We start from the raw sequence: 20,714 nt of genomic DNA, 5'->3' as shown, positions 1-20,714 counted from the left end.
GGGGGCGGCCGCGCCGCGGCAGACGTGCCGTCAGAAGCCGAAGGCCTTCGTCGTGTAGGCGCACTCGGTGTAGATGTAGCCGGGGCTGAGCTTGGCGGTGTCGGACGCGGGGGTCGTGCCGAGGCCCGCGTCGGACTTGTGCAGGAAGTACGTGGTGCCGGCGGGGAGCCTGATGGTCCGCTGCGGGTAGTGCCTGCCACTGTTCTGGCAGGGCTTGAACCCCAGCAGACTGGGCTCCAGCAGGGAGTACGTGGTGCAGCCGCCGCAGGCGCCCAGCGTGAGGCTTCCGGTCACCGGGCCGGTGTAGTACACCGTGACGGCGTGCGGGCTGTCGTTCTTGATCGTCACGGAGATGCTGCCGCCGGAAGCCAGGGTCGGCAGATGCCTGCCCGCCGCGGGCACCTCGCTCGCGACCTCCGCCGCGATGGCGAACTTGCGGGCCAGCGCCCGGCGCTTGTCGGTCTTGTTGCCGGCGGCGAACGTGTTCATCGTCTGTGCCGCCTCGTCGAAGTCGCCGTCCTTGTACTGGTCGACGCCGCAGGCGTAGACGCCCGCGTTGGCGGTCTTCCCGGCCCGGTCTGCCTGCTCGGCGATGGCGTCGGCGACGCCGGACTCGCCTCCCCTCAGGCCACCCGCCCGGGTCCCGAGGGTGCGCAACCGCTCGACGGCCGCGCAGGGTTCGGAGCCCCCCACGCCTTTCGCTGCCTTGTCGACGGCCGAGCGGACGGCCGGTGCGACCTTCGCCGCCTGCGCCGAGTCGGGGAATCCGTTCAGCAGATCGCCGAAGAGCCCGGGCCAGCCGGTGGCGTTCGTGGCCAGGCCCTGTGACGCGCACTCGTAGAGCGAGGTGGCCAGACGGTCGTCGGGCCACTGGGCCAGCGTGCCGAGTTCCTTCGTGCTGATGGTGGCCGGGACCGTCCGCAGATAGGTCAGCCCCGGGATCGCGCCGCAGTAGTCCTTCTGTGCGTAGGCGGCGCCGACCGTCGTGTAGTATGTCTCCAGCCGGTCGGGCACCTTGCCGGCGGCCCGGGAGCCCGGGTGGTCGGCCCTGAGGTCGCGGTAGGCGCGCAAGGCCTGGCGGTAGCCGGCCTCCGCGGTGCCGAACGGCCGGCCCTCCCCGGCCCGGACGAGACGGTCGGCCTGGTCGAGCCGGTCCAGGAGCATCTGCTCGGTGGCCTCGTCGCGCGCCATGTCGTACAGCACGACGCCCCCGGCCGGCACAGCCAGCAGCACCAGGCCGAGCGCGATCGCCAGTGGGGCCCCCGCGGGCCACGTCAGCCGGGTCCGCAGCCCGGCGAACGCGCCGTGTACCGCGGCGAGCACGAGGAGGACCAGGTAGCCGACGACCACCCCCGAGGGCACGCCGTCCGGGTCGGCCGGCAGCGCCGCCAGGAGCAGGACGCCGGTGGCGAACCAGCACGCGGCCATCAGGCCCCAGCGCCGCATCAAGGTGTAACCGAGCCCGAGGCCGGTGAGGTTGAGCAGGGCGACCGCCACGGCCCGGAGCCCGTCGGCCGGCGCGGGCGGCGCGGGCGGCGGGGCGGAAGGCATGGGCGGGATCACGAACCCGTACGGGTTGCCGGGCGGATTGCCGCGCGGGTCGTTGTAGGGATTGCCGTACGGATTGCCCTGTGGTCCCTCGGACATGGCGGTCCCCCCGTCAGCAGCCCGCAAGCGCTTCAACTTGTCAGTGTACGGGCGGCAGTCCCGCCTCGACAGTGGGTTCGAGGGCGCAATCGGGCCAGTGCCCGGAAGGGTCGCAGCCTGGGCACCGGCGCGTCCCCGCACGGCGCGCCATGCCGCGGACCGGCCCGGCCCGCTACCCTGCGGGTCGTGATCGAATCGCAGGGCGCGCCGTACGATGCCGAGGTCGCGACGGCCGCGGCGCGTGCGGGCGCGCACGTGGTGCGCACCATGTACGGCCGGCCGTTGAATCGCGTCGACAAGGGCGCGGGGGATTTCGCCACCGCCGCCGACGTGGCGGCGGAGAGGGCGATCCTCGACGTCATCCGTTCCGCCCGGCCCGATGACGCGGTACTCGGCGAGGAGGGCGGGCAGCAGGGCGCGGCCGGCGCCACGCGCCAGTGGCTGGTGGATCCCCTGTGCGGCACACTCAACTACGCGGTCGGCAGCATGCTGGTGGCCGTCAATGTGGCGCTGCGCGGCGGTGCCGCCGCGGTGGCCGATCCGTTCGGTGGCGAGGTCTTCCTCACCGACGGCGAGAGCGCCTGGGTGCGGCACGACGACGCCGACACGCCGTTGGTGCCCACGCCCGCCTCCGGCCTGGTGGACGTCAATCTGGATCCGCCGTTCCCGGGCGCGCCCGGATTCCGGGCCGTGGACCTGCTGGCCCATCCCGCCTTCATCGAGCGGTTCCGCCCGCGGGTGGTGTCCACGACGCTGGCGTTGGCCTGGGTGGCGGCCGGTAAGCGCGCCGCGTACGTCACCGATGGCGGCGACCTGTCCGGCAGCGTGCACTTCGCCGCGGGCATCGCCGTGTGCCGCGCCGCCGGCTGCGTGGTCACGGGAATCGACGGCGCCCCAGTAGGGCCGGCGGGCCGCGGACTCGTGGTGGCCGCCGACGCCGGGACCCATGAACTGCTGATGTCGATGACCGGCGGCCTGACGTAGGCTCCGCCCCCCATGACGCCGGTTCCGGCGGCGTTCGCTTCGCCGGTACCTGGTGAACGTGCGGACGTCAGTGGCACCTGGGGGAGGCGCGCTTGTCGGGCAGCACGCGTGACGATCCGTCAGACGGACGGGATGCGGCGAACGGACCCGAGACGGTCACCGCACGGCCGGCCGCCGGGAGGCTGAGGCAGGAGCTCCGCGGATCACATCCCGCGCGAGACCGTGACCGGCTTTCCGGTGAACGCGTCGAGGAGCAGTCGCTCGCCGAGCGGGCGGTCCAGCCTCACCGTCACAGGGTCGACCAGCAACTGCGCGGTGCACGGACCGTCGTTGGCGCCACGGACGGTGCCGGCGAGCACCACGCTGTCGCCGGTCTCCAGGACATCGACGGCCGGACCGTCGTCGCAGGCGCCGTGCCCCACCCGCACGGTGACGGACCGGCCGTCCGCGGCCACCGACTGGAGTCCGTGCAGTGGTGACCCGTTGTCCGTTGCCTGCGACAGCGGTGGGACCGGGGCCCGCGGAAGCTTCGAGGAGCCGACCGCCACGTACGTGAGCGGGGTGTCGTAGCCGTCGAGGGTGAACAGCCAGGCGGGGACCCGGGCCGGGCCCCTGCTGGTGCGCAGGGTCATCTGGCCGAGGGTGGCCTTGGTCACGACCAGTGGATCACCGTCGCCGCCGTCGGCGCCGTCCAGCGTTTCGTACGCCTGCCGTGCCGTCGTGATCGTGGCAGGAAGTGACTCCCCGTTCGTCCACCGGATCCGCCCGCGCCGGTCTGCGGCGCCGGGCAGCGGACCGCGGAGGGTGAAGTTCCCGCTCAGGTAGGCGAGTTTGTCCGCTCCGTTGTGGAAGGCGCCCTCCGGCAGCCGGACGACGTCCTCCAGCGGGTAGAAACCCGCACGCCACGCGCGGGCCGCATCCGAGCCCTTCCACGCCTTCGCCACCTGACGCATGCGAGGCGTGATCGTGTCCGCTCCGACGTCGTCGCCCGCCGGTTCCGTCCCGCAACCGAGCGACCCCACGGTGAGCAGGCACACGACACCCAGCAACGTGAACGGTCTCATGACGCCCCCAGAGGATGTGCGGGTATTCCCGCGATGTCCCTGGGACGCACCGGCCCGGACTTGGGTTCCGCCCGCGTCGCTCAGCCGCTGGTTCCCGCGGTGATCGCGAACGGGTCCAGCGGCGCGCGGTCGCCCACTTCCGGCAGGTCGCCGCGTTCGACGGGTCCCGGCCCGGCACCGCCGGTGGCCGGCAGGACGTCGGCGAGTTCGCCGGGGTCCGCCCGATGGGTGTTCTCCGCCGCTCGGCGGAGGGTGTCGCGGGTGACGACGGCCCGGTCCGCGGACAGCCGGATGACCCGTCCGCCGTCCTGGAACACGTAGTCGTGGCCGGTCCTCGTCGCGCGGTACCAGCGCGTGCCGTCCCGCTCGCACGACCCCCGCTCGGCCTCGGGCCGGCTGTCCGGGTCGGAGCAGGCGACGGGGCCGCCGCTTCTGCGTTCGTCGACCCGCACCTCGATCCTCCCGCCGCCGGGCGAGAAGTAGGAGGCCCCGAAACCGTGGTCGCCGACCACACCCACGGACTGGGTGGCGAGGCTGTAGCCGGGCATGTCGGTCACGTACACCATCTCCCGTTCGACGCCCAGCGCACGGGCCCTGGCATCGAGTCCGGAAGGGCTCGCCGACTCCGTCCCGCAGGCGGCCAGGGTCACCGCAGCCGGCAGGAGCAGCAGCGGCAGGGTCCTGCGCACGGATCTCATCCGTACATGATCCCGCCTGCGCGACCCGTCACCGAAGCGCCCCGGCGGAGTAACGTGCAGGGGCAGGGGAGGGGGTCCGGCGCATGGTGCTCTGGAACGGTGTCAACTTCACGGCGGACGGGCGTGAGCCCGTCACGGCCGAGGAGTTCCACCAGATCGGCCGGTACTGCTGGGACAGCGGACAGTACCGTGCCGCCGCGGCGTTCTTCCTGGAGCCCGCGGCCGCCGAAGGCCACGCGGCCGCGGGGGAGTTGCTGGGTCATGTCTGCTTCGTGCAGGGGGACCGGGCCAAGGCCGTGCCCTGGCTGCGGCGGAGCACCGGCTCGCCCAGGGCTGCGTACTACCTGGGAACCCTGTACTACCGGGGCTGCCCCGAGGCCGGCATCGCGCAGTCCTTCGACGCGGCCGCCGAGTGGTACCGGCGCTCGGTCGCGCTCGGCGAACCCGAGGCGATGCTGGCGCTGGGCGAGATGTACCTGGAGCGGCTGGTGCGACTGGACCGGGCGCCGGTGGACCACGCACTGGAGTGCTTCCTGCCGGCCGCGCAGGCCGGCCACCCGTACGCGCAGTACCGCGTGGCCGACCTGTACCGGACCTCTTACGCGGATCCCGGGCGCGCCGCCCACTTCTACGAACTGTGCCTGGCCAACCCCGCGAGGGAGCGGCACGCGCTGAACTCGCTGATGACCCTTCAGAGCGAGGCGTTCCTCCGCGAGATCCGGTCGGCCCAGCAGACGCGGCGCCTGGAGCAGCGGCGCGACACGGTGAACCCCCTTCCGCCCCACGACCCTTCGTACTGACGTGGCCCGCTTGCCGGGGCCCGGTGCCACCGGGCCCCGGCGGTGCGGGGCGTCAGACCAGGTCGGGGCGCTGCCACTCCTCGCCCAGCACATGGTGCGCCAGGAAGCCCAGCACGGTGGCGTACCACAGGCGGATGTTGTTCGGCTTGGTGATCCAGTGCCCCTCGTCGGGGAAGTACAGGAACTTCGCCGGGACCTCGAAGCGCGCCAGGTCGTTCCACAGTGCCAGGCCCTCGCCGACCGGCACCCGGTAGTCCTTGTCGCCGTGGATCACCAGCATCGGCGTGGTGATGTTCGCGGCCCGCAGGTGCGGGGACTCCCGCTCGTACCGCTCCGTGGTCTCCAGCGGGTCGCCCTGGCGGCGCATCCAGTACGCCGGGAAGTCGGTGACCTGCCCGAAGCTGTACATGTTCCACAGACTCGCGTGGGTGACGATCGCCTTGAAGCGGTCGGTCTGCGTGGCGATCCAGTTGGCCATGTAACCGCCGTACGAGCCGCCCATCATCGCGGTGCGCCCGGCGTCCAGGTCGTCCCGCCGCAGTGCGGCGTCGGTCAGCGCCAGCACGTCCTGGTACGAGGCACCGCCCCAGTGCGCCCAGCCGCGCTCGTGCATGTGCTGCCCGTAGCCGGTGGACAGCGCCGGGTCGGGCAGCAGCACCGCGTAGCCGGCGGCCGCGGCCACCCAGGGGCTCCAGCGCCAGTGCCAGGCGTTCCAGCTGGTCTGCGGGCCGCCGTGCACCCACAGCAGCAGAGGCGCCGGGGTGTCGGGGCGGGCGTCGTGCGGCAGCACCAGCCAGGCGCGCAGCGCCGTCCCGTCCTCGGCGGTGGTGTGCACCTCGGTGAGGCTGCCGGGCAGTGCGGCCACCTGCCCGGGGGCCGGCAGCGTCACCGGCTGCTGCCCGGGCGTCGCGGCGTCGAGGCGTACGGGCGTGGGCGGGCTGTCCACGGCCGAGCGCAACGCGTACAGGGTGCCGCCGTCCGGGCTCGCCACCACGTCGGTGTACGCGCCGGACGCCGTGAGCCCGACCAGCTCGCCGCTGCCGGTGGAGAGCCGGAAGACGGGCGCGTGTCCGGCCTCGTCGGCGGTGAACCACACCACCGGCGAACCGTCCTCGCCGGGCACCGGGGAGACGACAGGGGAGCCGGGCCACTGCTCGAAATCGGGCAGCAGATCGCGGCCGGGGTCCTGGTCGTCGGTCGCGTCGGCGAGCCACAGCGTGGCGTCACCGGGGCTGTCCCAGGTGATCCGGCGCGCGCGGACGCAGACCAGACGGCGGCTGTCCGGGGTGAAGGCCGGGGCGCCGAACTCGGCGTCGGGGGACTCCAGCACCCGCAGCTGCTTCCCCGTGGCGGCGTCCACGACCACGACGGCGTCGCGGATCTCGTCGGGGAGCGTGCCGACCGCCGCCGTGTAGGCGACCAGCGATCCGTCGGGGGAGACCACGATGTCCGCGGATTCGGTGACCCTGCGGGGGCCGCAGTCCACCACGACGGACGGCTCTGCCCCGGCGTCCGGGACGGTGAACACATGGGGGACGTCGGGGCCCAGGTCGTGGTCCCAGTACCGCACCGGCACCGACTCGTGCAGGATCGCCGAGACCTTGGCCTTGCGGCGGGCCTCGCGCAGCCGCTCGTCCTGCTCGGCATCCGCCGCGCCGGGGAGCAGCCCGGCCGCGAGGGCGATCCGGGACGCCCCGGCGGCCGTCGCGTACCCGTCGATCCCGCCGGGCCTGACGAGCAGCTGCGACGCCTCGCCGCCGCCGGCCGGCAGGCTCCACAGCGCCGACTCCTGCTGGTCGTCCGCGCCCTCGCCGGGGTCCGCGACCGGACGGGAGGAGAGGAAGAGCAGGGTGCCGTCGGGCAGGAACGCGGGGGCGGACTCGCCGCGCCCGGAGCGGGTGAGCCGCCGGGCCGGGCGCTCCCCCGCGGGGTCGACCTCCCACAGGGCGCCGATGAAGCGGGTGCCGTCGCCGGACAGTTCCTGAACCGCCGTCACCAGACGGGTTCCGTCCGGTGACAGCGCCAGCGAGGAGACCCGGGGCAGCGCGATGAACGCCGCCAGGTCGTGGAAAGGAGTGGATTCAGGCATGGGGATCATCCTCCGTCCCGCGACGGACCCGCACCAGTCCTTTGTCAGGCGCGGAACGATGCTTGACTGATGACAGGGGTACGGCGGCCGAGTCCCCAGCACGGCCGGCGCAGACACCGCCGTGGCGCGGCCTGCCGGCGGGAGCACTCCTGGCCCCTGCCGACACTTGCGGCTGCCGCAGCCTTCGCCGTTGCCTCGCGGACGTTCCGGGTGCGGCGCGTCATCGGCTGGGACATCCGGAGGACGTTCGCCGGCCCTTCCTCCGCCGACGCTGGCGCCCTGGCCCCTGGCCCCTGGCCCCTGGCCGTATCTGTGCCGACGCTCACTGGGGCAGGTTGTCCCAGAGCGAGCAGTGATGTGCGGAGTAGGCGTCGACAGGATGGATTCCGGCCGGCCCGGGAGCCAAGGACTGCACTGACGGTGCGAGAGCTGAGCCAGCGCGGAGGACAGCCCAGGGCGGGATGCCGGGGCCATTCGGGTTGCCGGTGTGCGCGAAGTTCGTCCAGTAGCCGACCATCCGGTCGGACAGCGCGCGCTGGGCGTCAGTCAGCGGTTGTTCGGTGGGGACGGAGGGAAACAGGAACGGCATCTCGAAGCCGTGTGCCGCACCGTAGGGGAAGCCCGGGTTCGCCGGCAGACCGGCGAGGACAGGTGCGTCCGGATCGCTGAACTCGTAGTTGTAGAGCGGGAGGCCGGAGGCGTGGGTGGAGATGGCCCGGCCGGCGGCCAGCGTGGTGCACGTGAGGGATCGATCGGTCAGCACCGCGGCCCAGGCGAGTGCGGGCGTGGGGTGATGTGCTGCCGGATACTGGGCCTCGACGGCCGGGGCTGCCGCCCCGAAGGCGTCCACCAGACGAGCGCGGTAGTCGTTCTCGGTGCGGATCGGGAACGCGGCGAGCGACAGGCCGACGAACATCCGCATCTCATCGTGATTGGTGCCCTGCATGACCGGCACGCGGTGGAAGCGTCCCGACGCCCACGCGCGGTCCGGCGCCATGGGCAGCAGCGCGTTGCCGAAGGCGGGCCGGTTGAAGGACTGCATCAGCTCCGCGGTCGCGAGACGATCCGTGCTCTGCCCGCGCAGGCACGCCAGCACTTGGTCCTCGCCGTCCGCTGTGCAGCCCAGTTGCCGGGCGGCTTCCGCGCCGGCCGCTTGAACGTCGCGTTGTGAGGCGAACGGCTCGTACGCCGGTGTACCGGGTCCGAGAGCGCCGCGCGGGAAGGACATGAAGCAGGAACCGCTCTGGAGCACGGCCCGCCGGAAGAGTCCCGCGGCCGTCGGCGAGGTGAGGTGCGCACAGACGCTGAGGGCGCCTGCGGACTCACCGAACAACGTGACATTGCCCGGATCACCGCCGAAGCGCTCTGCGTTCGCCTGCACCCAGCGCAGGGCGGCCTGCTGGTCCGCCAGGCCGAACGGCGGGGCGGAGCCCAACCAGGGGTGGCCGAAGTAACCGAAGATCCCCAGCCGGTAGTTGACCGTGACGACGACCGTGTCACCCCGCACCGCGAGTTGTTCGCCGCTGTAGTCACTGCCGGAACCGCCGAGGAACGCACCGCCGTGCATCCACACCAGCACGGGCCGCTTTCGCCCGGCCGGCTTCGCCGTGGGCATCGTGATGTTGAGGTAGAGGCAGTCCTCCGACCCGACGACCGCGCCCGCGCCTGGCGTCGGCATCTGCACACAGCGTTGAGCCGCCGTCGTCGCGTCCCGCACACCCTGCCACGTGGCGGCGGGCACCGGGGCGCGCCAGCGCAGCGGTCCGGTCGGCGGCGCGGCGTAGGGAATGCCGTCGAAGGCGGCGTACGAGCCGTGTGATACGCCCCGTACCAGGCCGTGGTCGGTTCGCACGACGGTACCGCTCTGCCTCGCAGAGTGCGGGGAAGCGGGTGGTGTGCTGCTCGCCGGCAGGGCAGTGGCTGCGACCAGCGCCACCGCGCAGAGCACGGGGAAGAGCACCGCACGGAGCCTGTCTTTTCGGGATGGACGCGGTGCTGTCATGGTCGGGGACATGTGTACCCACCGTTCTTGGCCGGAAGGGATCGGAGGAGGCGCACGAGGCCGCATGAGCCCGCACGAGGCAGATCAGGCCGGAACGAGGCCTGAGCGGTGGGGAACAGTGCGGACCGACGCGGTCAGTGCTCAGTACGCTAGGACCTCCCGTGCGCTGGAGGTTCAAGAGCCTGTGATGCAAGACACGTGGAGCATCGGTGAACTCGCGGCCGGAACGGGGGTCCCGGTGAAGACCCTCCGCTACTACTCCGATGGCGGTCTGCTGCCCGTGGCCGGCCGCAGCACCGGTGGGCATCGGCGCTACGGTCCCGACGCGTGGGAGCGGATCCGTCTCATCAGACGCTTACGGGCGCTGGACACCCCGATCGCGACCATCATGGAAGTGGTCACCGGCGAGTGCTCCCTCGGTGACCTGGTGTCGACCGAGCTCGAAGCGGTGCAGGAACGACTGACCGAACTGCGGTGGCGCCAGGCCACACTCGAGTCCCTGGACGAGGCCCCGAGCGAGGAACGGCTCCGACGCCTGGAGATCCTCTCCCGTGTTCAGCGACTCCCGCAGGCGCATCGCACCCTCACCGACCACTGGTATCGCGAGCTGTCCGCGGTCATGCCCAGGCGCCGGCTCGACATCATGATCGCCATGCTGTCCCCTGACCCGCCGCAGGACCCCGATCCCGCCACGGTTCTGGCCTACGCCGAGCTTCATCTGCTCATCTCCACAGCCAGTTTCACGCGCTGGACCCAGGATCACGACGAAGAGATGAGGGACGCGCCGGCGTTCTACGGGGAGATCGACGACGCTGCCGCTCTCACGTCCGCCGCTCTGGCCCGGGGTCTGCCGCCCGGCGCAGGGGACGCGGTGAACGCATTCGTGTCCGCCCACGCACGAGCCCGGCGGGAGTTGGACACTCCCGCCTTTCGCGCATACCTGCACGGGCTGGTGTCGAGTTCGTCCGGCTTCGATCCCCGCCTGGAACGCTACTGGGCCCTGGTCGGCACCGTCACCGGGGGGCGCGTGCTGAACATGACGGTGGCCCATAGATGGCTGACCGACGGACTGTCGATCTCGATGGCGGGCAGTGCGCCTTCGGCGTCGGGGTCCCGGTTCCAGGACAGCCCCGACCGGGCGCGGAAACCGGGGGACAAGCGGCACTAGGGCGCGAGTCGAGTCGCGATCAATCTTTGGATTTGCCCTCGCGCCGGAGGCCTTATCCGGGAGATCGTCTTGGGTGACGCGGGTGCAACTGACCGATGTGGAGCGGGAGTTCATCGGACCGTACGTGCCGATCGGCGAGCACGGCCCTGGATCAAGGACCACACGGGGACAACCCACTGATCGCAATCGAATACGCGCCCTAGCGGCCCGCGGTCACCGCCTTGAGTTCGTTCAGCGATTCCCGCATCAATTGCGGCATCTCCCGTTCCTCCGACGCCGCGATCCAGCGCTCGAAGCCGACCTTGAAGACCGCGATCCCGGCCTCGGCGGTCAGGCTCGCGGCCGACCGCGCGACACCGCGCCGGCGCAGGGCTTCGGCGAGCGCGGCCGCCATCGAGGCGAGCTTGATCAGCTCGCGCTCCTGCAGTTCGGGGTTCGCGATGATGACGGCCTGCCGCAGCCGGGAGTGCTCCCGGCGGCCGTCGAACACCTCGGAGACCGCACCGAGTCCCGCTGCCACCGCGTCGATCGGCGCCGCCGATTCCGGGGCCTCGACGACCGCGTTCACGAACAGCTCCTGCACCGTGCCGGAGCCGTCGAACAGCACCTCGCGCTTGTCGGCGTAGTGCCGGAAGAAGGTCCGTTCCGTCAGTCCGGCCCGCTTGGCGATCTCCGCGACGGTGGTCTGTTCGTAGCCGCGCTCGCCGTAGAGCTCCAGCGCCGCTCTCGCCAGCCGTCCGCGCGCGTCCGGCTCCCATCTACCCATGGGCAGATCCTACGTGATGACAGTGTCTGACATCGGGTGTTAGGGTCGATGACAGTAACTGACATCAACAGTCTGGGGTTCCTCCCATGCGCATCTTTGTGACCGGCGCGTCCGGCTGGATCGGCTCCGCGGTCGTTCCCGAACTCATCGCAGCGGGGCACCGGGTCGTCGGGCTCGCCCGCTCCGACTCCTCCGCCGCCGCCCTCACCGCCGCCAGGGCGGAGGTCGTCCGAGGCACCATCGACGACCTCGACGTCCTGCGCGCGGCGGCCGCCGCGTCGGACGGGGTGATCCACCTCGCCTTCAAGCACGACATCGCTTTCAGCGGCGGCTTCCAGGACGCCGGCGAGGCAGATCGTCGCGCCGTCGACACCTTCGGCGACGCGCTGGCCGGCACCGACCGCCCGTTCGTCCTCGCCTCCGGGGTGGTCGGCCTCAAGCCGGGGCACGTGGCGACCGAGCGGGACATGCCCCTGACCGACGGTTCACCGGTGTCGATCCGGGCGACCACCGCCCGGGCAGCGCTCGCCCTCGCCTCGCGCGGAGTGCGCTCATCCGTGGTGCGGCTGTCCCCGACCTGCCACGGCGACGGCGACAACGGCTTCATGGCGACCCTTGTGGCCATCGCCCGCGCCAAGGGCGTCTCCGGCTACCTCGGCGACGGAGCCAACCGCTGGCCGGCCGTCCACCGCCTCGACGCCGCACGACTGTTCCGCCTGGCGGTCGAGAAGGCCCCCGCCGGCTCGGTGCTGCACGGTGTCGCGGAGGAGGGCGTCCCGATCCGCGACATCGCCGAGGTGATCGGCCGTCACCTCGACGTCCCGGTGGCCTCCGTGGCCCCGGAGGCCGCCGCCGAGCACTTCGCCTGGCTGGGTGCCTTCCTCGGCGTCGACGGCCCGGCCTCGAACACCCTGACCCGCGAACTGGTCGACTGGCGGCCGGTCCAGCCCGGTCTGCTCGAAGACCTCGACAAGGGCCATTACTTCCACACGCCCGTCACCACCGGCTGACCGTGCGGGCCGGTGGCCAGGACCCCGGAGGCGCCTGCTCCGGGGTCCTGCCGGTCCCACGCCGTTCTCAGGCGGTTGCCGGGGCGGGCTCGGCGGCCTGTACCGGCTTCGCCGCCGCAGCGCCGTCGCCGTTCGTGCTTCCCGCGCTCCCGGCCGGAGAGACGGGTGTGTAGAACACCGAGCCCTGCTGCCGGGCGCGTTCGGCGAGGCCCTTGGCGACCAGTGCTTCGAGCGTGTTCCGGACCACCTGGGTCTTGGCCGCGCGATCGGGGTGCTGCTCAGCCAGGATGTTGACGATCTCGCTGACCATGCGGGGCTCTTGGCTCGCGGACAGGACCTCCTCGAGGATGCTGACCAGAGTCGGCCCCGGCTCCGGCTTGCGGGTCCGGGCCGCGTTCTTCCTGCGTTGCGTTGTGGCGGTTTCGACGGGGGCCTTCTTGCGGCCTCCACGGGGTTGGGGGACCGCGGGCTCGGCGACCGGCTCCGCCGGGCCGGTGGTCGCCTTCGCCTTAGTCGCCCTCGGTGCCCTCGGCGCCTTCGCCGGCTTCGGTGCCGGGGCGTCCGCGGGTGACGCGGGCGTCTCCTCCTTCGCGCCGGCCACCTCCTGCTGCCGGGCTGCCGCGCCGCTCTCGGCGGGCTCGGTGTTCTGCAACTGGCTCAGCCACTCGTGCTCACGGCTCAGTTTGGTCAAGTGGTCCTGCAGCTCCGTGATCTGAGCGCGGACGTTTTCCTGTTCGCGGGCGTTGCTGTCCAGGTCGGCGGCGATGCGCGCGGCGCGTGCAGTTGCCCGGTCCTGGATCGTGGTGATGCCCGACTCATTGGATTCTTTGGACACGACAGCCCGCTCTCCTCGTTCCGGTGTTGTTGCCGGATGGTACCCATTCGTTTTCCGAAATGGCGGGTGTTGTACCGCAGCGACCCCGAACGTGTGCGGATGAGGCCCTTGGTGTGCCCGCCGATGGCACACTGCATGTGCCTTCTGTGCTCGGTGGTCCCCACGGTGACACACCACTCGTCCGGGTCGCCGGGTCGGCGGGAATTCCCCCGGCACCAGGCCGAGTTGTGCGAGGCGTTCGCGCGTGTACGAAGGCCCGGCGAGCCATCCGTTCGCGGCTTCCCAGGCGTGGACGGCCGCTTCGGCACGGGCCAGTCGGTACGGCGGCGGCAGGGCTTAGGTGGGAAGAGCGGCGAGACCGTGGTCGACGGGGTCGACGCGGGCCTCGTCCCAGTCCACGAATCCCACACCGCCCTTGGCCACGCGGATGTTCGCGACGGCGGGGTCGCCGTGAACGACGGCCTGCGGTGTGCCCTCCAGTCGCCGCCAGGCCTTGCGGCAGGCCGCGACCACCTGTCGGCGCATGAGGGACAGATGTCGCCGGCGCGGTCGCGGCGGAGCAGATCAGTGGCCGAACAGAATCCGGGCCGTTGGGTCCACCCCCGCGTGAGCGGGTGAAGTCGTCGCGGTTCGGCCGCGGCAACCAGCCGGTCCCGGGGGTACGGGTGGTGCGCCCTCCACCCACCGCCGGACCACGAGGCCGTCGATGTGACGGCGGCCGTCCGCGGCGGGCACCACGTCCGGGACGGTGAATCCGTGGGCGGCCAGAGACTCCAGCAGGTCGAGTTCCCACTCCAGGGCGGGCGGCTGCCGCCTGCTGACGGCCGCCGGAGAGCCGGCCGACGACCCGGACCTCGCCCCACGCCTGAAGCAGAGCATGCATCAGTGCATTGTCGCCGATGGCGGTCCCGGGGCCCGGGGATCCACGGCACCGGTGGCGGTGGGAACGGAGGTGCTCCCGCTCACAGACCGCCCCTTGGGTGTCACAACGTCGGAGGCTGCCCGGTCCAGGGAGATGCAAGGCCGAACGCACCGGCCGCCACACCGGCCGGATCCACTGCCTGGAGGAGAAACTTCATGACCAGTCCCGTCGTAGCGATCGCCTACCACTCCGGTTACGGCCACACCACCGTCCTGGCCGAGGCCGTACGCGATGGTGTGGTCGAGGCGGGAGGCGTCGTCCACCTGATCAAGGTCGATGAGATCACCGATGAGCAGTGGGCCCTGCTCGACGCCTCCGACGCGATCGTCTTCGGTTCGCCGACCTACATGGGCACGGCCTCCGGTGCCTTCCACCAGTTCGCCGAGGCCACGTCCAAGCGGTGGTTCGTCCACTCGTGGAAGAACAAGCTCGCCGCCGGGTTCAGCAACTCCGGTGCGAAGAGCGGCGACAAGCTCCACACGCTCCAGTACTTCACCGTCCTCGCGGCCCAGCACGGCATGACCTGGGTCAATCTCGGCCTGCACCCGGGCTGGAACAGCTCCACCGCCTCCGAGGACGACCTCAACCGCCTCGGCTTCTACCTCGGCGCGGGTGCCCAGACCCACACCGACCACGGTCCCGAGGAAGTCCACAGGGCCGACATCGCCACCGCCGAGCACCTCGGCCGCCGCATCGCCGAGCAGACCCGCATCTACGCCGCCGGTCGCGTGGCGGTCGGCGCCTGAGTAAACGGGCCGCTCACGTCCGCCCCGCCACCGGAAGGCGGTGGGCCGGGCGGGCCCGGATGACACACAGCCGGTACACCCCAGGGTGTGCCGGCTGCTCGTGCGTCCGGAGCCGGCCGCCCCGCGGGGACCGGCCGGGCGTCAGGCGGCGGGCCGCGTTCCGGGAAGGGCGTGATCGATCAGTACGCGGGCGGCTTCCACGGCGTCGTCGCGGGGGCGGGGGCTGTCCAGTGAGGTCGACAGGGCCGTGGAACCCTCGAGGAGAACGGCCAGGTGGCGGCCCAGTTGCTCCGGGGCTGCCGCACCGGCACGGGCGGCGATCTCGGTGAGCTGCCGTACGACGCCCTGCTTGTTGTGCCGGACCAGATCCCGCACGTCGGGCATGCTGCCCGCGGCTTCGACGGCGGCGTTGTGGAGCGGGCAGCCGCGGGTGTTCACCGTCCCCGAAGGGCCGTGGGCCGCGTCGGCGACCATGGTGAACAGGGCCAGCAACTGATCCCTGGGGGTGAGCCCCTCCCGCTTCATGTGCTCTTCGATCCGGTGCGCCAGTCCGGTCTCGTACGCGCGCAGGTACTCCTGCACCAGGGCCGTCTTGGTGGGAAAGTGCTGGTAGAAGGTGCGCGTGGAGACCTCCGCGGTCTCCACCAGGCGCGCGACGCCGGTGGCGTGGATGCCCTCTTCGTAGAACAGCCTCGCGGCCGCCCGCATGATGCGCTCACGCGCGCCCCGGCCGCCGCGGCGACGGGTTCCGGACGTGCTCTCGGTCTCCACGGCAGAAGTATAACAGTCGCTTTACTTCGATGGCCGGCTGTATTAGCGTCGAGGAAAGCGATCGTTTTACTTGGCTGGGCGGTGCGGTGCTACCCCAGGCGGTGCCACCGCCGGGCCGGGCCGACGCTCGCCCCGCCACGACCAGACATGCGGAAGGCCATCACGATGCGAGCTGTCCAGTACGACCGGTTCGGTGACTACGACGTGTTGCACCTGGCCGACATCCCCAGGCCCGCGCCCCAGGAGGGGCAGGCACTGGTACGGCTGGCGATGGCCGGCATCCACCCGCTGGACGACACCGTGCGCCGGGGCAAGCTGCCCCCCGGTTCCGTCAAGCCCTTCCCGGTCACGGCGGGGAGCATCGGCGTGGGGACGGTCGAGGAAGCCGGCGCCTCCGGTCCGGCGGCGGGCACCCGGGTGATGATCAGCGGCGGCCGCTACGGCATCGGGGCCGACGGCACCTGGGCCGACTGGATCGTGACCGATCCGGCCCACCTGCTGGCCGTTCCCGACGGGATCGACGACACCAGTGCCGCGGCGCTGTCGACCGGCGCCGGCTACCTCACCGCCCATCTCGCGCTCACCGAACTGGCCGGGATCCAGCCGGGCGCCACGGTGCTCGCCCCCGGGAGCGGTGGCGCGGTGGGTCAGGGCGGCGTCGAGATCGCCAGGCAGCTGGGCGCGTCCCTCGCGATCACCACCGCCACCACCACGGCCAAGGCGGAGCTGAGCCGGGCGGCGGGATACGAGGTCATCGACCTCGCCCGCGAATCGCTGCGCGACGGTGTCGCGCGACTCACCGGCGGCAAGGGCGTCGACATCGTCCTCGACGGCGTGGCCGGGCCGATCACCGGCCAGGCACTGGGCGCGCTCGCCAGGGGCGGAATCCTGATCAGCATCGGTTACTCGGCCGGTACGCGGGCCGAGATCGACGTCACCGACCTGATCTGGAAGGCGGCCCGCGTACGCGGCTTCCAGTTCGCGATGTTCACCCAGGAGCAGATCGACGCGGCCAACGTGAAGCTGCTGGACATGGTCGTCCGCAAGGAGATCAACCCCCTTGTCGACCGCGTCTTCCCCCTGGAGCGGGCCGCCGAGGCCCAGCGCCACCTCATCGAGGGCGGACCCTTCGGTCGGGTGCTCCTCGGCATGTGATTCCACTGCACCCCTCGCGAGCACGGGAGGAACACCCATGAACACCCCGAGGCCCCTGACCTACGAAACCCTCGTCGTGGCCGGCGCGCCGCGCGCCGGCGACCAGCGTCTGCCGGACGGCGGCCCCATCGTCTCCTCGCCGATCACCAGCACGCTGATCCAGGGGGAGACGGACGCCGTTCTCGTCGACGTTCCGTTCACCCACGACCAGATCAAGGAGACCGGCGACTGGATCGAGGCATCCGGCAAGCGTCTGCGGTACGTCTACATCACCCACGGCCACGGTGATCACTGGCTGGGCACCGCCGAACTGCTCAAGCGCTTCCCCGGCGCCACGGTCCACGCCACCGAGGGCACCATCGAGCTCATGCGCCGGCAGGCCACCGAAGGCCGCGCGCAGATGTGGGACGTGCTGTGGCCCGGCCAGATCCCGGACAGCCCCGTTCTCGCCGAGCCGGTTCCGGCGGGCGGGTTCGCACTGGAGGGCAGCGTGCTGCGCCCGGTGGAGACCGGGCACACGGACACCGACGGGACCACCGTCCTGCACGTGCCGTCCATCGGCCTGGTGGTGGCCGGCGACGTCGTCTACAACGGCGTCCACCAGTACGTCACCGAAGGCGTGGACGGGGGCCTGGAGGAGTGGCAGAAGGCACTCGACCGGGTGGAGGCCCTGAACCCGAGCGCTGTCGTCGCCGGACACAAGAACAAGGACCTGCCCGACTCGCCGGCCGCCATCGGCCGGACGCGGCAGTACCTGCGCGATGTCGCGGAGCTGCTGGAGACGGCGTCCGGCGCGCGCGACTTCTACGACGAGATGCTGCGCCGTCACCCGGACCGGATCAACACCGGCCCGGTCTGGTACGGAGCCGTCGCCCTCCTGGGCGAGTGATCCCGCTCGGCGCCGAAGCCCGTGGCAAGCGGGCAGGGCGGGATGCGCGATGTCGGTCGCCCTGCCCGGCGGATCCGGTCCGTCGTCGACTTCAGGGGCGAATAGTCGGCCGTCGCGGGGACCGCCACCCCCCGGCCCGATGCCAGAGGTGTTGGCGATAGGCTCTTACATCTGCATGGGAGGAGGAGGAAGAGGTGACCACAGCGGTCCGATGGCCTGCCTCCGCCCGCTACGAGGAAGCGGAGAGCGGTGCTCCGGGCGGTCTGGGATTCGTCCAGGACCTGCTGAACACGGCGAGCCTCGGCAAGCCGCGCCGGCCGGACCTCCTGGAGTCGGCCGCGTCGGCGCGGCAGTGGCTCGACTCGTCCTTCGCCGTCCTCCACCGGGTCGACCCCGGGGCCCCGGCGATGCCGGACGACCTCGACGCCGACGGACTCCGCCGCGTCCTGTCGCTCCGCGACGACCTGCGCGCCGTGCTCTCCTCCGGCCCCGTCGAGGGGTCCTCGGAGACCGTCGCAGTTCCCTCCATCGAGACGACGGCCGCTGTCACCCTGGGCGCGGGAGGCGCGCGACTGCGGCCCTGTGGGGACGACGTCGAAGCCCTGCGCTCGTACACCTTGATCCAGTTGGTGGCCGCCTCCTACGGCGGGACGCTGCGCCGGCTGAAGGTGTGTGCGAACCCCCGCTGCCGCGGCGCGTTCTACGACCGTTCCAAGAACTGCTCCCGCGTCTGGCACGACGTCACGACCTGCGGCAACGCCCAGAACGTACGGGCCTACCGGGCCCGTCTGAAGGAGCGCGGGCCGTCCTCGGCGCAGTGAGGGCCTGAGCGGGCCCTGCGACGCGAGCGGAGCGGACCGGGAATGCCTCAGTCCTCCCCGGGCGCGACGGTGACGAAGCCTTCGTTCCACGCGCTCTCGTCCAAGTCCACCGGGCAGACCTCCCACTCGCCGGAGCGCGGCCGCGGCAGGGCTGTCGCAGCCGCGGCGTCGGCTGCCTCCTCCGTGTGGAAGGCCCCGAGGATCCTGACCTCCTCGCCGCGCCCGGAGTCGGGCAGGGTCAGAAAGAGCAGGAACAGCTCCTCGGGGAGGCCGTGTTCGACTCCCCGGCCGCCCGGTCCCGCGGGGTCCACCTCCACCGGATCGATGTGAAAGCCCGCCGGAAAGTCACTGAATCCGGGGAGTTCCACTGCGGCCGCCCGGGCCCGTGCCGCTCTCTCCCGCGACGAGTAGACCCCGATCAGCTTGAAGTCGGAGCTCCCGTCGGCGAAGTCGTGAAGGTGGATCAGCGCGTGCACCGCGGTCATGAGTCACACTGCCCGATCCGAGCGATCCGCCACCACCCCCATGATCACATGCCGGGCCCGGCCGTCCGCCCGTCGTGCGGAGGGCTCTTCGGGGGCCCGGGTTCACCCCGCCGGGAAGGGCGTGACGGCCGCACCCCACAGTGCGCCGGAGCGGGATGCGGTCGGGATACAGCGCGAGCGTGGCGTCGAAGAAGTCCTGGGCGCCGCCCGCCTCGGGGAGCAGCCGACGCGCGTTCCGCAGGTATCGGCGTGGAGGAGATCGGGGACCTCGCAGGAAGGAGCCGCACCGAGCGGCGCTGTGCTGACGGAGCCTCTCCGGTGTCAGAAGCGCTCGTACTTTGATGATGTCGTGCGGGGCGACGATCGCACCCGGTTCGCAGCGTCACCTGTTTGACAGGTGTCGCACGTGGCTGCCATGATCTCGTCACTACCTGAACGGGTGACGCTCAAGTCTCCCGGTGATGAGACGGAGACAGGCCATGGCCATCGACTACACCGCTGTCGTGAACGTGACGGGCGAGGGCCGCAACGGCGGACGCGTGCAGTCCGACGACGGTCTCCTGCAGACCACCCTGTCCCTCCCCAAGGAGCTGGGCGGGGCCGGTGACGCCACCAACCCTGAGCAGCTCTTCGCCGCCGGCTGGGGCTCGTGCTTCCTCGGCGCCGTCCGCCTGGTCGCCGCTCAGCGCAAGATCCGGCTGACCAGCACCGCCATCACCACCGAGATCACCCTCGCCCAGGACGACGCCGGCGCTTTTGGCCTTGCCGCCGTTCTCAACGTCGAACTCGGCGGCGTCGACCAGGCGACCGCCGTCGAACTCGGCGAGGCCGCCCACCGGACCTGCCCCTACTCCCAGGCCACCCGCGGCAACATCCCCGTCACCGTCAACGCCGCCGCGGTCTGACAGCCCGCACCGAGCAGCCGCCCGCAGGCCCGGCGCCCCCGGAACGATCCCTCACCAAGAAAGGCAGAACCCGTATGTCCGTCGTGCGTTTCCACCTCGAATCCACGCTCAGCCCGTCGGAAGCGCTGGCGGTGCTGACCGACTTCGGCCCCTCGCGCGCCGAGAACTGGCCCACGATCGACACCGTCACGATCCACGCGATCGGCGACACCTGGGCCGAAGTGACCGAAGGAACCACGTCCGCATGGGAACGCGCGCGCTACGAGTGGGACACCGCACGAGGGCGCGTCACCATCACCACGCACGAGTCGAAGGTCTTCGGGCCCGGCGGCGGATGGGTCTTCCAGCTGACCCCCGAAGGCGACGGCACCCGGATCGACGTCGAACTCACCAGGGAACCCAGCACATTCAAGGGCAAGCTGCTCGCCGGGCTGCTCCCCGTCGCCGCCCCGTCCCTGCGCAAGTCCTACCGGCGACCGCTGAAGGCCACGTAGGTCATGGGCGCCCTGGGCGCCGCCCGTGTTCGCCATTCGTCGAACGTCAAACGCGACGTACCATGGAAGGGTGAGAAAGAAGCATGAGCACCCCGACCTCGCCGATGTGCAACTCACGGATGTGACAGCCGCGTTGAGCGACCCGATCCGTGTCGGGCTCATGCGTGTCCTCTCCGACGGCGTCGAGCGGGGATGGGGCGCGCTCCAGGTGCCCGTCGGCAAGTCCACTCAGAGCCACCACCTCTCCGTCCTCCGGTCCGCCGGCCTGATCCGCACCCGCGAGGAGGGCACGCGCTGCTACGTCGTGGCCCGGTCCGCCGAGATGGAGGAGCGCTTCCCCGAGCTGCTCGAGGCGGTACTGGCCGCGGCGGGCCACGACGACGTCGGCGCGGACGTCTGGATCAAGGAGACGGCGACCCGGGAAGGCTGAGCCGGCGCGGCCGCGGCGGCCCGTTGCCTCAGA

Annotated in this window: 21 protein-coding genes; 11 read left to right on the top strand and 10 right to left on the bottom strand. The window is 71.6% G+C overall.

Annotated features, from left to right (window positions below):
- Positions 1-30: 30 nt before the first annotated feature.
- Positions 31-1,551 carry a hypothetical protein gene (locus RV983_RS02720; protein WP_475990202.1) on the bottom strand — a complete coding sequence of 507 codons (1,521 nt, stop codon included), beginning with the start codon at positions 1,549-1,551 and terminating at the stop codon, positions 31-33.
- 282 nt (positions 1,552-1,833) lie between these two features.
- Here RV983_RS02720 and RV983_RS02715 point away from each other — a divergent pair, with 282 nt between their 5' ends.
- Positions 1,834-2,631, top strand: a complete 798-nt coding sequence (locus RV983_RS02715; RefSeq protein ID WP_475984136.1) for an inositol monophosphatase family protein — start codon at positions 1,834-1,836, stop codon at positions 2,629-2,631.
- Positions 2,632-2,834: 203 nt separating this feature from the next.
- Here the strand turns inward: RV983_RS02715 and RV983_RS02710 are convergent, their stop codons facing one another.
- Together RV983_RS02710 and RV983_RS02705 are read right to left on the bottom strand one after the other, a co-directional pair.
- Positions 2,835-3,695 carry a hypothetical protein gene (locus RV983_RS02710; RefSeq protein WP_475984135.1) on the bottom strand — a complete coding sequence of 287 codons (861 nt, stop codon included), beginning with the start codon at positions 3,693-3,695 and terminating at the stop codon, positions 2,835-2,837.
- Between the two features lie 80 nt (positions 3,696-3,775).
- Positions 3,776-4,393, bottom strand: coding sequence for a hypothetical protein (locus RV983_RS02705; protein WP_475984134.1), 618 nt, complete (start codon positions 4,391-4,393; stop codon positions 3,776-3,778).
- 83 nt (positions 4,394-4,476) lie between these two features.
- Here RV983_RS02705 and RV983_RS02700 point away from each other — a divergent pair, with 83 nt between their 5' ends.
- Positions 4,477-5,193 carry a tetratricopeptide repeat protein gene (locus RV983_RS02700; RefSeq protein ID WP_475984133.1) on the top strand — a complete coding sequence of 239 codons (717 nt, stop codon included), beginning with the start codon at positions 4,477-4,479 and terminating at the stop codon, positions 5,191-5,193.
- Between the two features lie 52 nt (positions 5,194-5,245).
- On the opposite strand, the gene RV983_RS02695 is transcribed toward RV983_RS02700, so the two are convergent.
- On the bottom strand, positions 5,246-7,282 hold the full coding sequence (locus RV983_RS02695; protein WP_475984132.1) for a S9 family peptidase: 2,037 nt from the start codon (positions 7,280-7,282) through the stop codon (positions 5,246-5,248).
- Positions 7,283-7,604: 322 nt separating this feature from the next.
- A complete protein-coding gene (locus tag RV983_RS02690; protein WP_475984131.1) occupies positions 7,605-9,134 on the bottom strand; it encodes a carboxylesterase/lipase family protein in 1,530 nt (509 codons plus the stop codon).
- Between the two features lie 337 nt (positions 9,135-9,471).
- Between RV983_RS02690 and RV983_RS02685 the strand changes: the two genes are divergently transcribed.
- A complete protein-coding gene (locus RV983_RS02685; protein ID WP_475984130.1) occupies positions 9,472-10,452 on the top strand; it encodes a helix-turn-helix domain-containing protein in 981 nt (326 codons plus the stop codon).
- 199 nt (positions 10,453-10,651) lie between these two features.
- On the opposite strand, the gene RV983_RS02680 is transcribed toward RV983_RS02685, so the two are convergent.
- A complete protein-coding gene (locus RV983_RS02680; protein ID WP_475984129.1) occupies positions 10,652-11,218 on the bottom strand; it encodes a TetR/AcrR family transcriptional regulator in 567 nt (188 codons plus the stop codon).
- Between the two features lie 86 nt (positions 11,219-11,304).
- Between RV983_RS02680 and RV983_RS02675 the strand changes: the two genes are divergently transcribed.
- Positions 11,305-12,228, top strand: a complete 924-nt coding sequence (locus tag RV983_RS02675; protein WP_475984128.1) for an SDR family oxidoreductase — start codon at positions 11,305-11,307, stop codon at positions 12,226-12,228.
- A gap of 67 nt (positions 12,229-12,295) precedes the next feature.
- Here RV983_RS02675 and RV983_RS02670 read toward each other — a convergent pair whose 3' ends face one another.
- Together RV983_RS02670 and RV983_RS02665 are read right to left on the bottom strand one after the other, a co-directional pair.
- Positions 12,296-13,063 carry a hypothetical protein gene (locus RV983_RS02670; protein WP_475984127.1) on the bottom strand — a complete coding sequence of 256 codons (768 nt, stop codon included), beginning with the start codon at positions 13,061-13,063 and terminating at the stop codon, positions 12,296-12,298.
- Positions 13,064-13,399: 336 nt separating this feature from the next.
- Positions 13,400-13,588: a phosphotransferase gene (locus RV983_RS02665; protein ID WP_475984126.1), complete on the bottom strand. Its 189-nt coding sequence runs from the start codon at positions 13,586-13,588 to the stop codon at positions 13,400-13,402.
- A gap of 552 nt (positions 13,589-14,140) precedes the next feature.
- On the opposite strand from RV983_RS02665, the gene RV983_RS02660 reads away from it, so the two are divergent.
- Positions 14,141-14,731: a flavodoxin family protein gene (locus RV983_RS02660; RefSeq protein ID WP_475984125.1), complete on the top strand. Its 591-nt coding sequence runs from the start codon at positions 14,141-14,143 to the stop codon at positions 14,729-14,731.
- Positions 14,732-14,872: 141 nt separating this feature from the next.
- Here RV983_RS02660 and RV983_RS02655 read toward each other — a convergent pair whose 3' ends face one another.
- Positions 14,873-15,502: a TetR/AcrR family transcriptional regulator gene (locus RV983_RS02655; RefSeq protein ID WP_475984124.1), complete on the bottom strand. Its 630-nt coding sequence runs from the start codon at positions 15,500-15,502 to the stop codon at positions 14,873-14,875.
- A 165-nt stretch (positions 15,503-15,667) separates the two neighbouring features.
- Here RV983_RS02655 and RV983_RS02650 point away from each other — a divergent pair, with 165 nt between their 5' ends.
- The 3 genes from RV983_RS02650 (at position 15,668) to RV983_RS02640 (ending at position 18,367) form a co-directional block, all read left to right on the top strand.
- Positions 15,668-16,657: a quinone oxidoreductase family protein gene (locus tag RV983_RS02650; protein WP_475984123.1), complete on the top strand. Its 990-nt coding sequence runs from the start codon at positions 15,668-15,670 to the stop codon at positions 16,655-16,657.
- A gap of 37 nt (positions 16,658-16,694) precedes the next feature.
- Positions 16,695-17,546, top strand: a complete 852-nt coding sequence (locus tag RV983_RS02645; protein WP_475984122.1) for an MBL fold metallo-hydrolase — start codon at positions 16,695-16,697, stop codon at positions 17,544-17,546.
- Positions 17,547-17,740: 194 nt separating this feature from the next.
- Complete coding sequence (locus RV983_RS02640; RefSeq protein WP_475984121.1) at positions 17,741-18,367, top strand: CGNR zinc finger domain-containing protein; 627 nt, start codon at positions 17,741-17,743, stop codon at positions 18,365-18,367.
- Positions 18,368-18,414: 47 nt separating this feature from the next.
- Here the strand turns inward: RV983_RS02640 and RV983_RS02635 are convergent, their stop codons facing one another.
- On the bottom strand, positions 18,415-18,852 hold the full coding sequence (locus RV983_RS02635; protein ID WP_475984120.1) for a DUF7336 domain-containing protein: 438 nt from the start codon (positions 18,850-18,852) through the stop codon (positions 18,415-18,417).
- Between the two features lie 479 nt (positions 18,853-19,331).
- Here RV983_RS02635 and RV983_RS02630 point away from each other — a divergent pair, with 479 nt between their 5' ends.
- The 3 genes from RV983_RS02630 (at position 19,332) to RV983_RS02620 (ending at position 20,681) form a co-directional block, all read left to right on the top strand.
- Entirely contained in the window at positions 19,332-19,757 is a 426-nt protein-coding gene (locus RV983_RS02630) for an organic hydroperoxide resistance protein (protein WP_475984119.1), read from the top strand.
- A 74-nt stretch (positions 19,758-19,831) separates the two neighbouring features.
- The gene (locus RV983_RS02625) at positions 19,832-20,251 is read left to right on the top strand and encodes an SRPBCC family protein (RefSeq protein ID WP_475984118.1); all 420 of its coding nucleotides are present in this window, start codon (positions 19,832-19,834) and stop codon (positions 20,249-20,251) included.
- Between the two features lie 70 nt (positions 20,252-20,321).
- On the top strand, positions 20,322-20,681 hold the full coding sequence (locus tag RV983_RS02620) for an ArsR/SmtB family transcription factor (RefSeq protein ID WP_475984117.1): 360 nt from the start codon (positions 20,322-20,324) through the stop codon (positions 20,679-20,681).
- Positions 20,682-20,714 lie beyond the last annotated feature (33 nt).

It is taken from the genome of Streptomyces sp. RLA123, from assembly GCF_056270165.1.
Note: the sequence above shows the minus strand (reverse complement) of the source record. Positions and strands in the feature narration are given on the sequence as shown.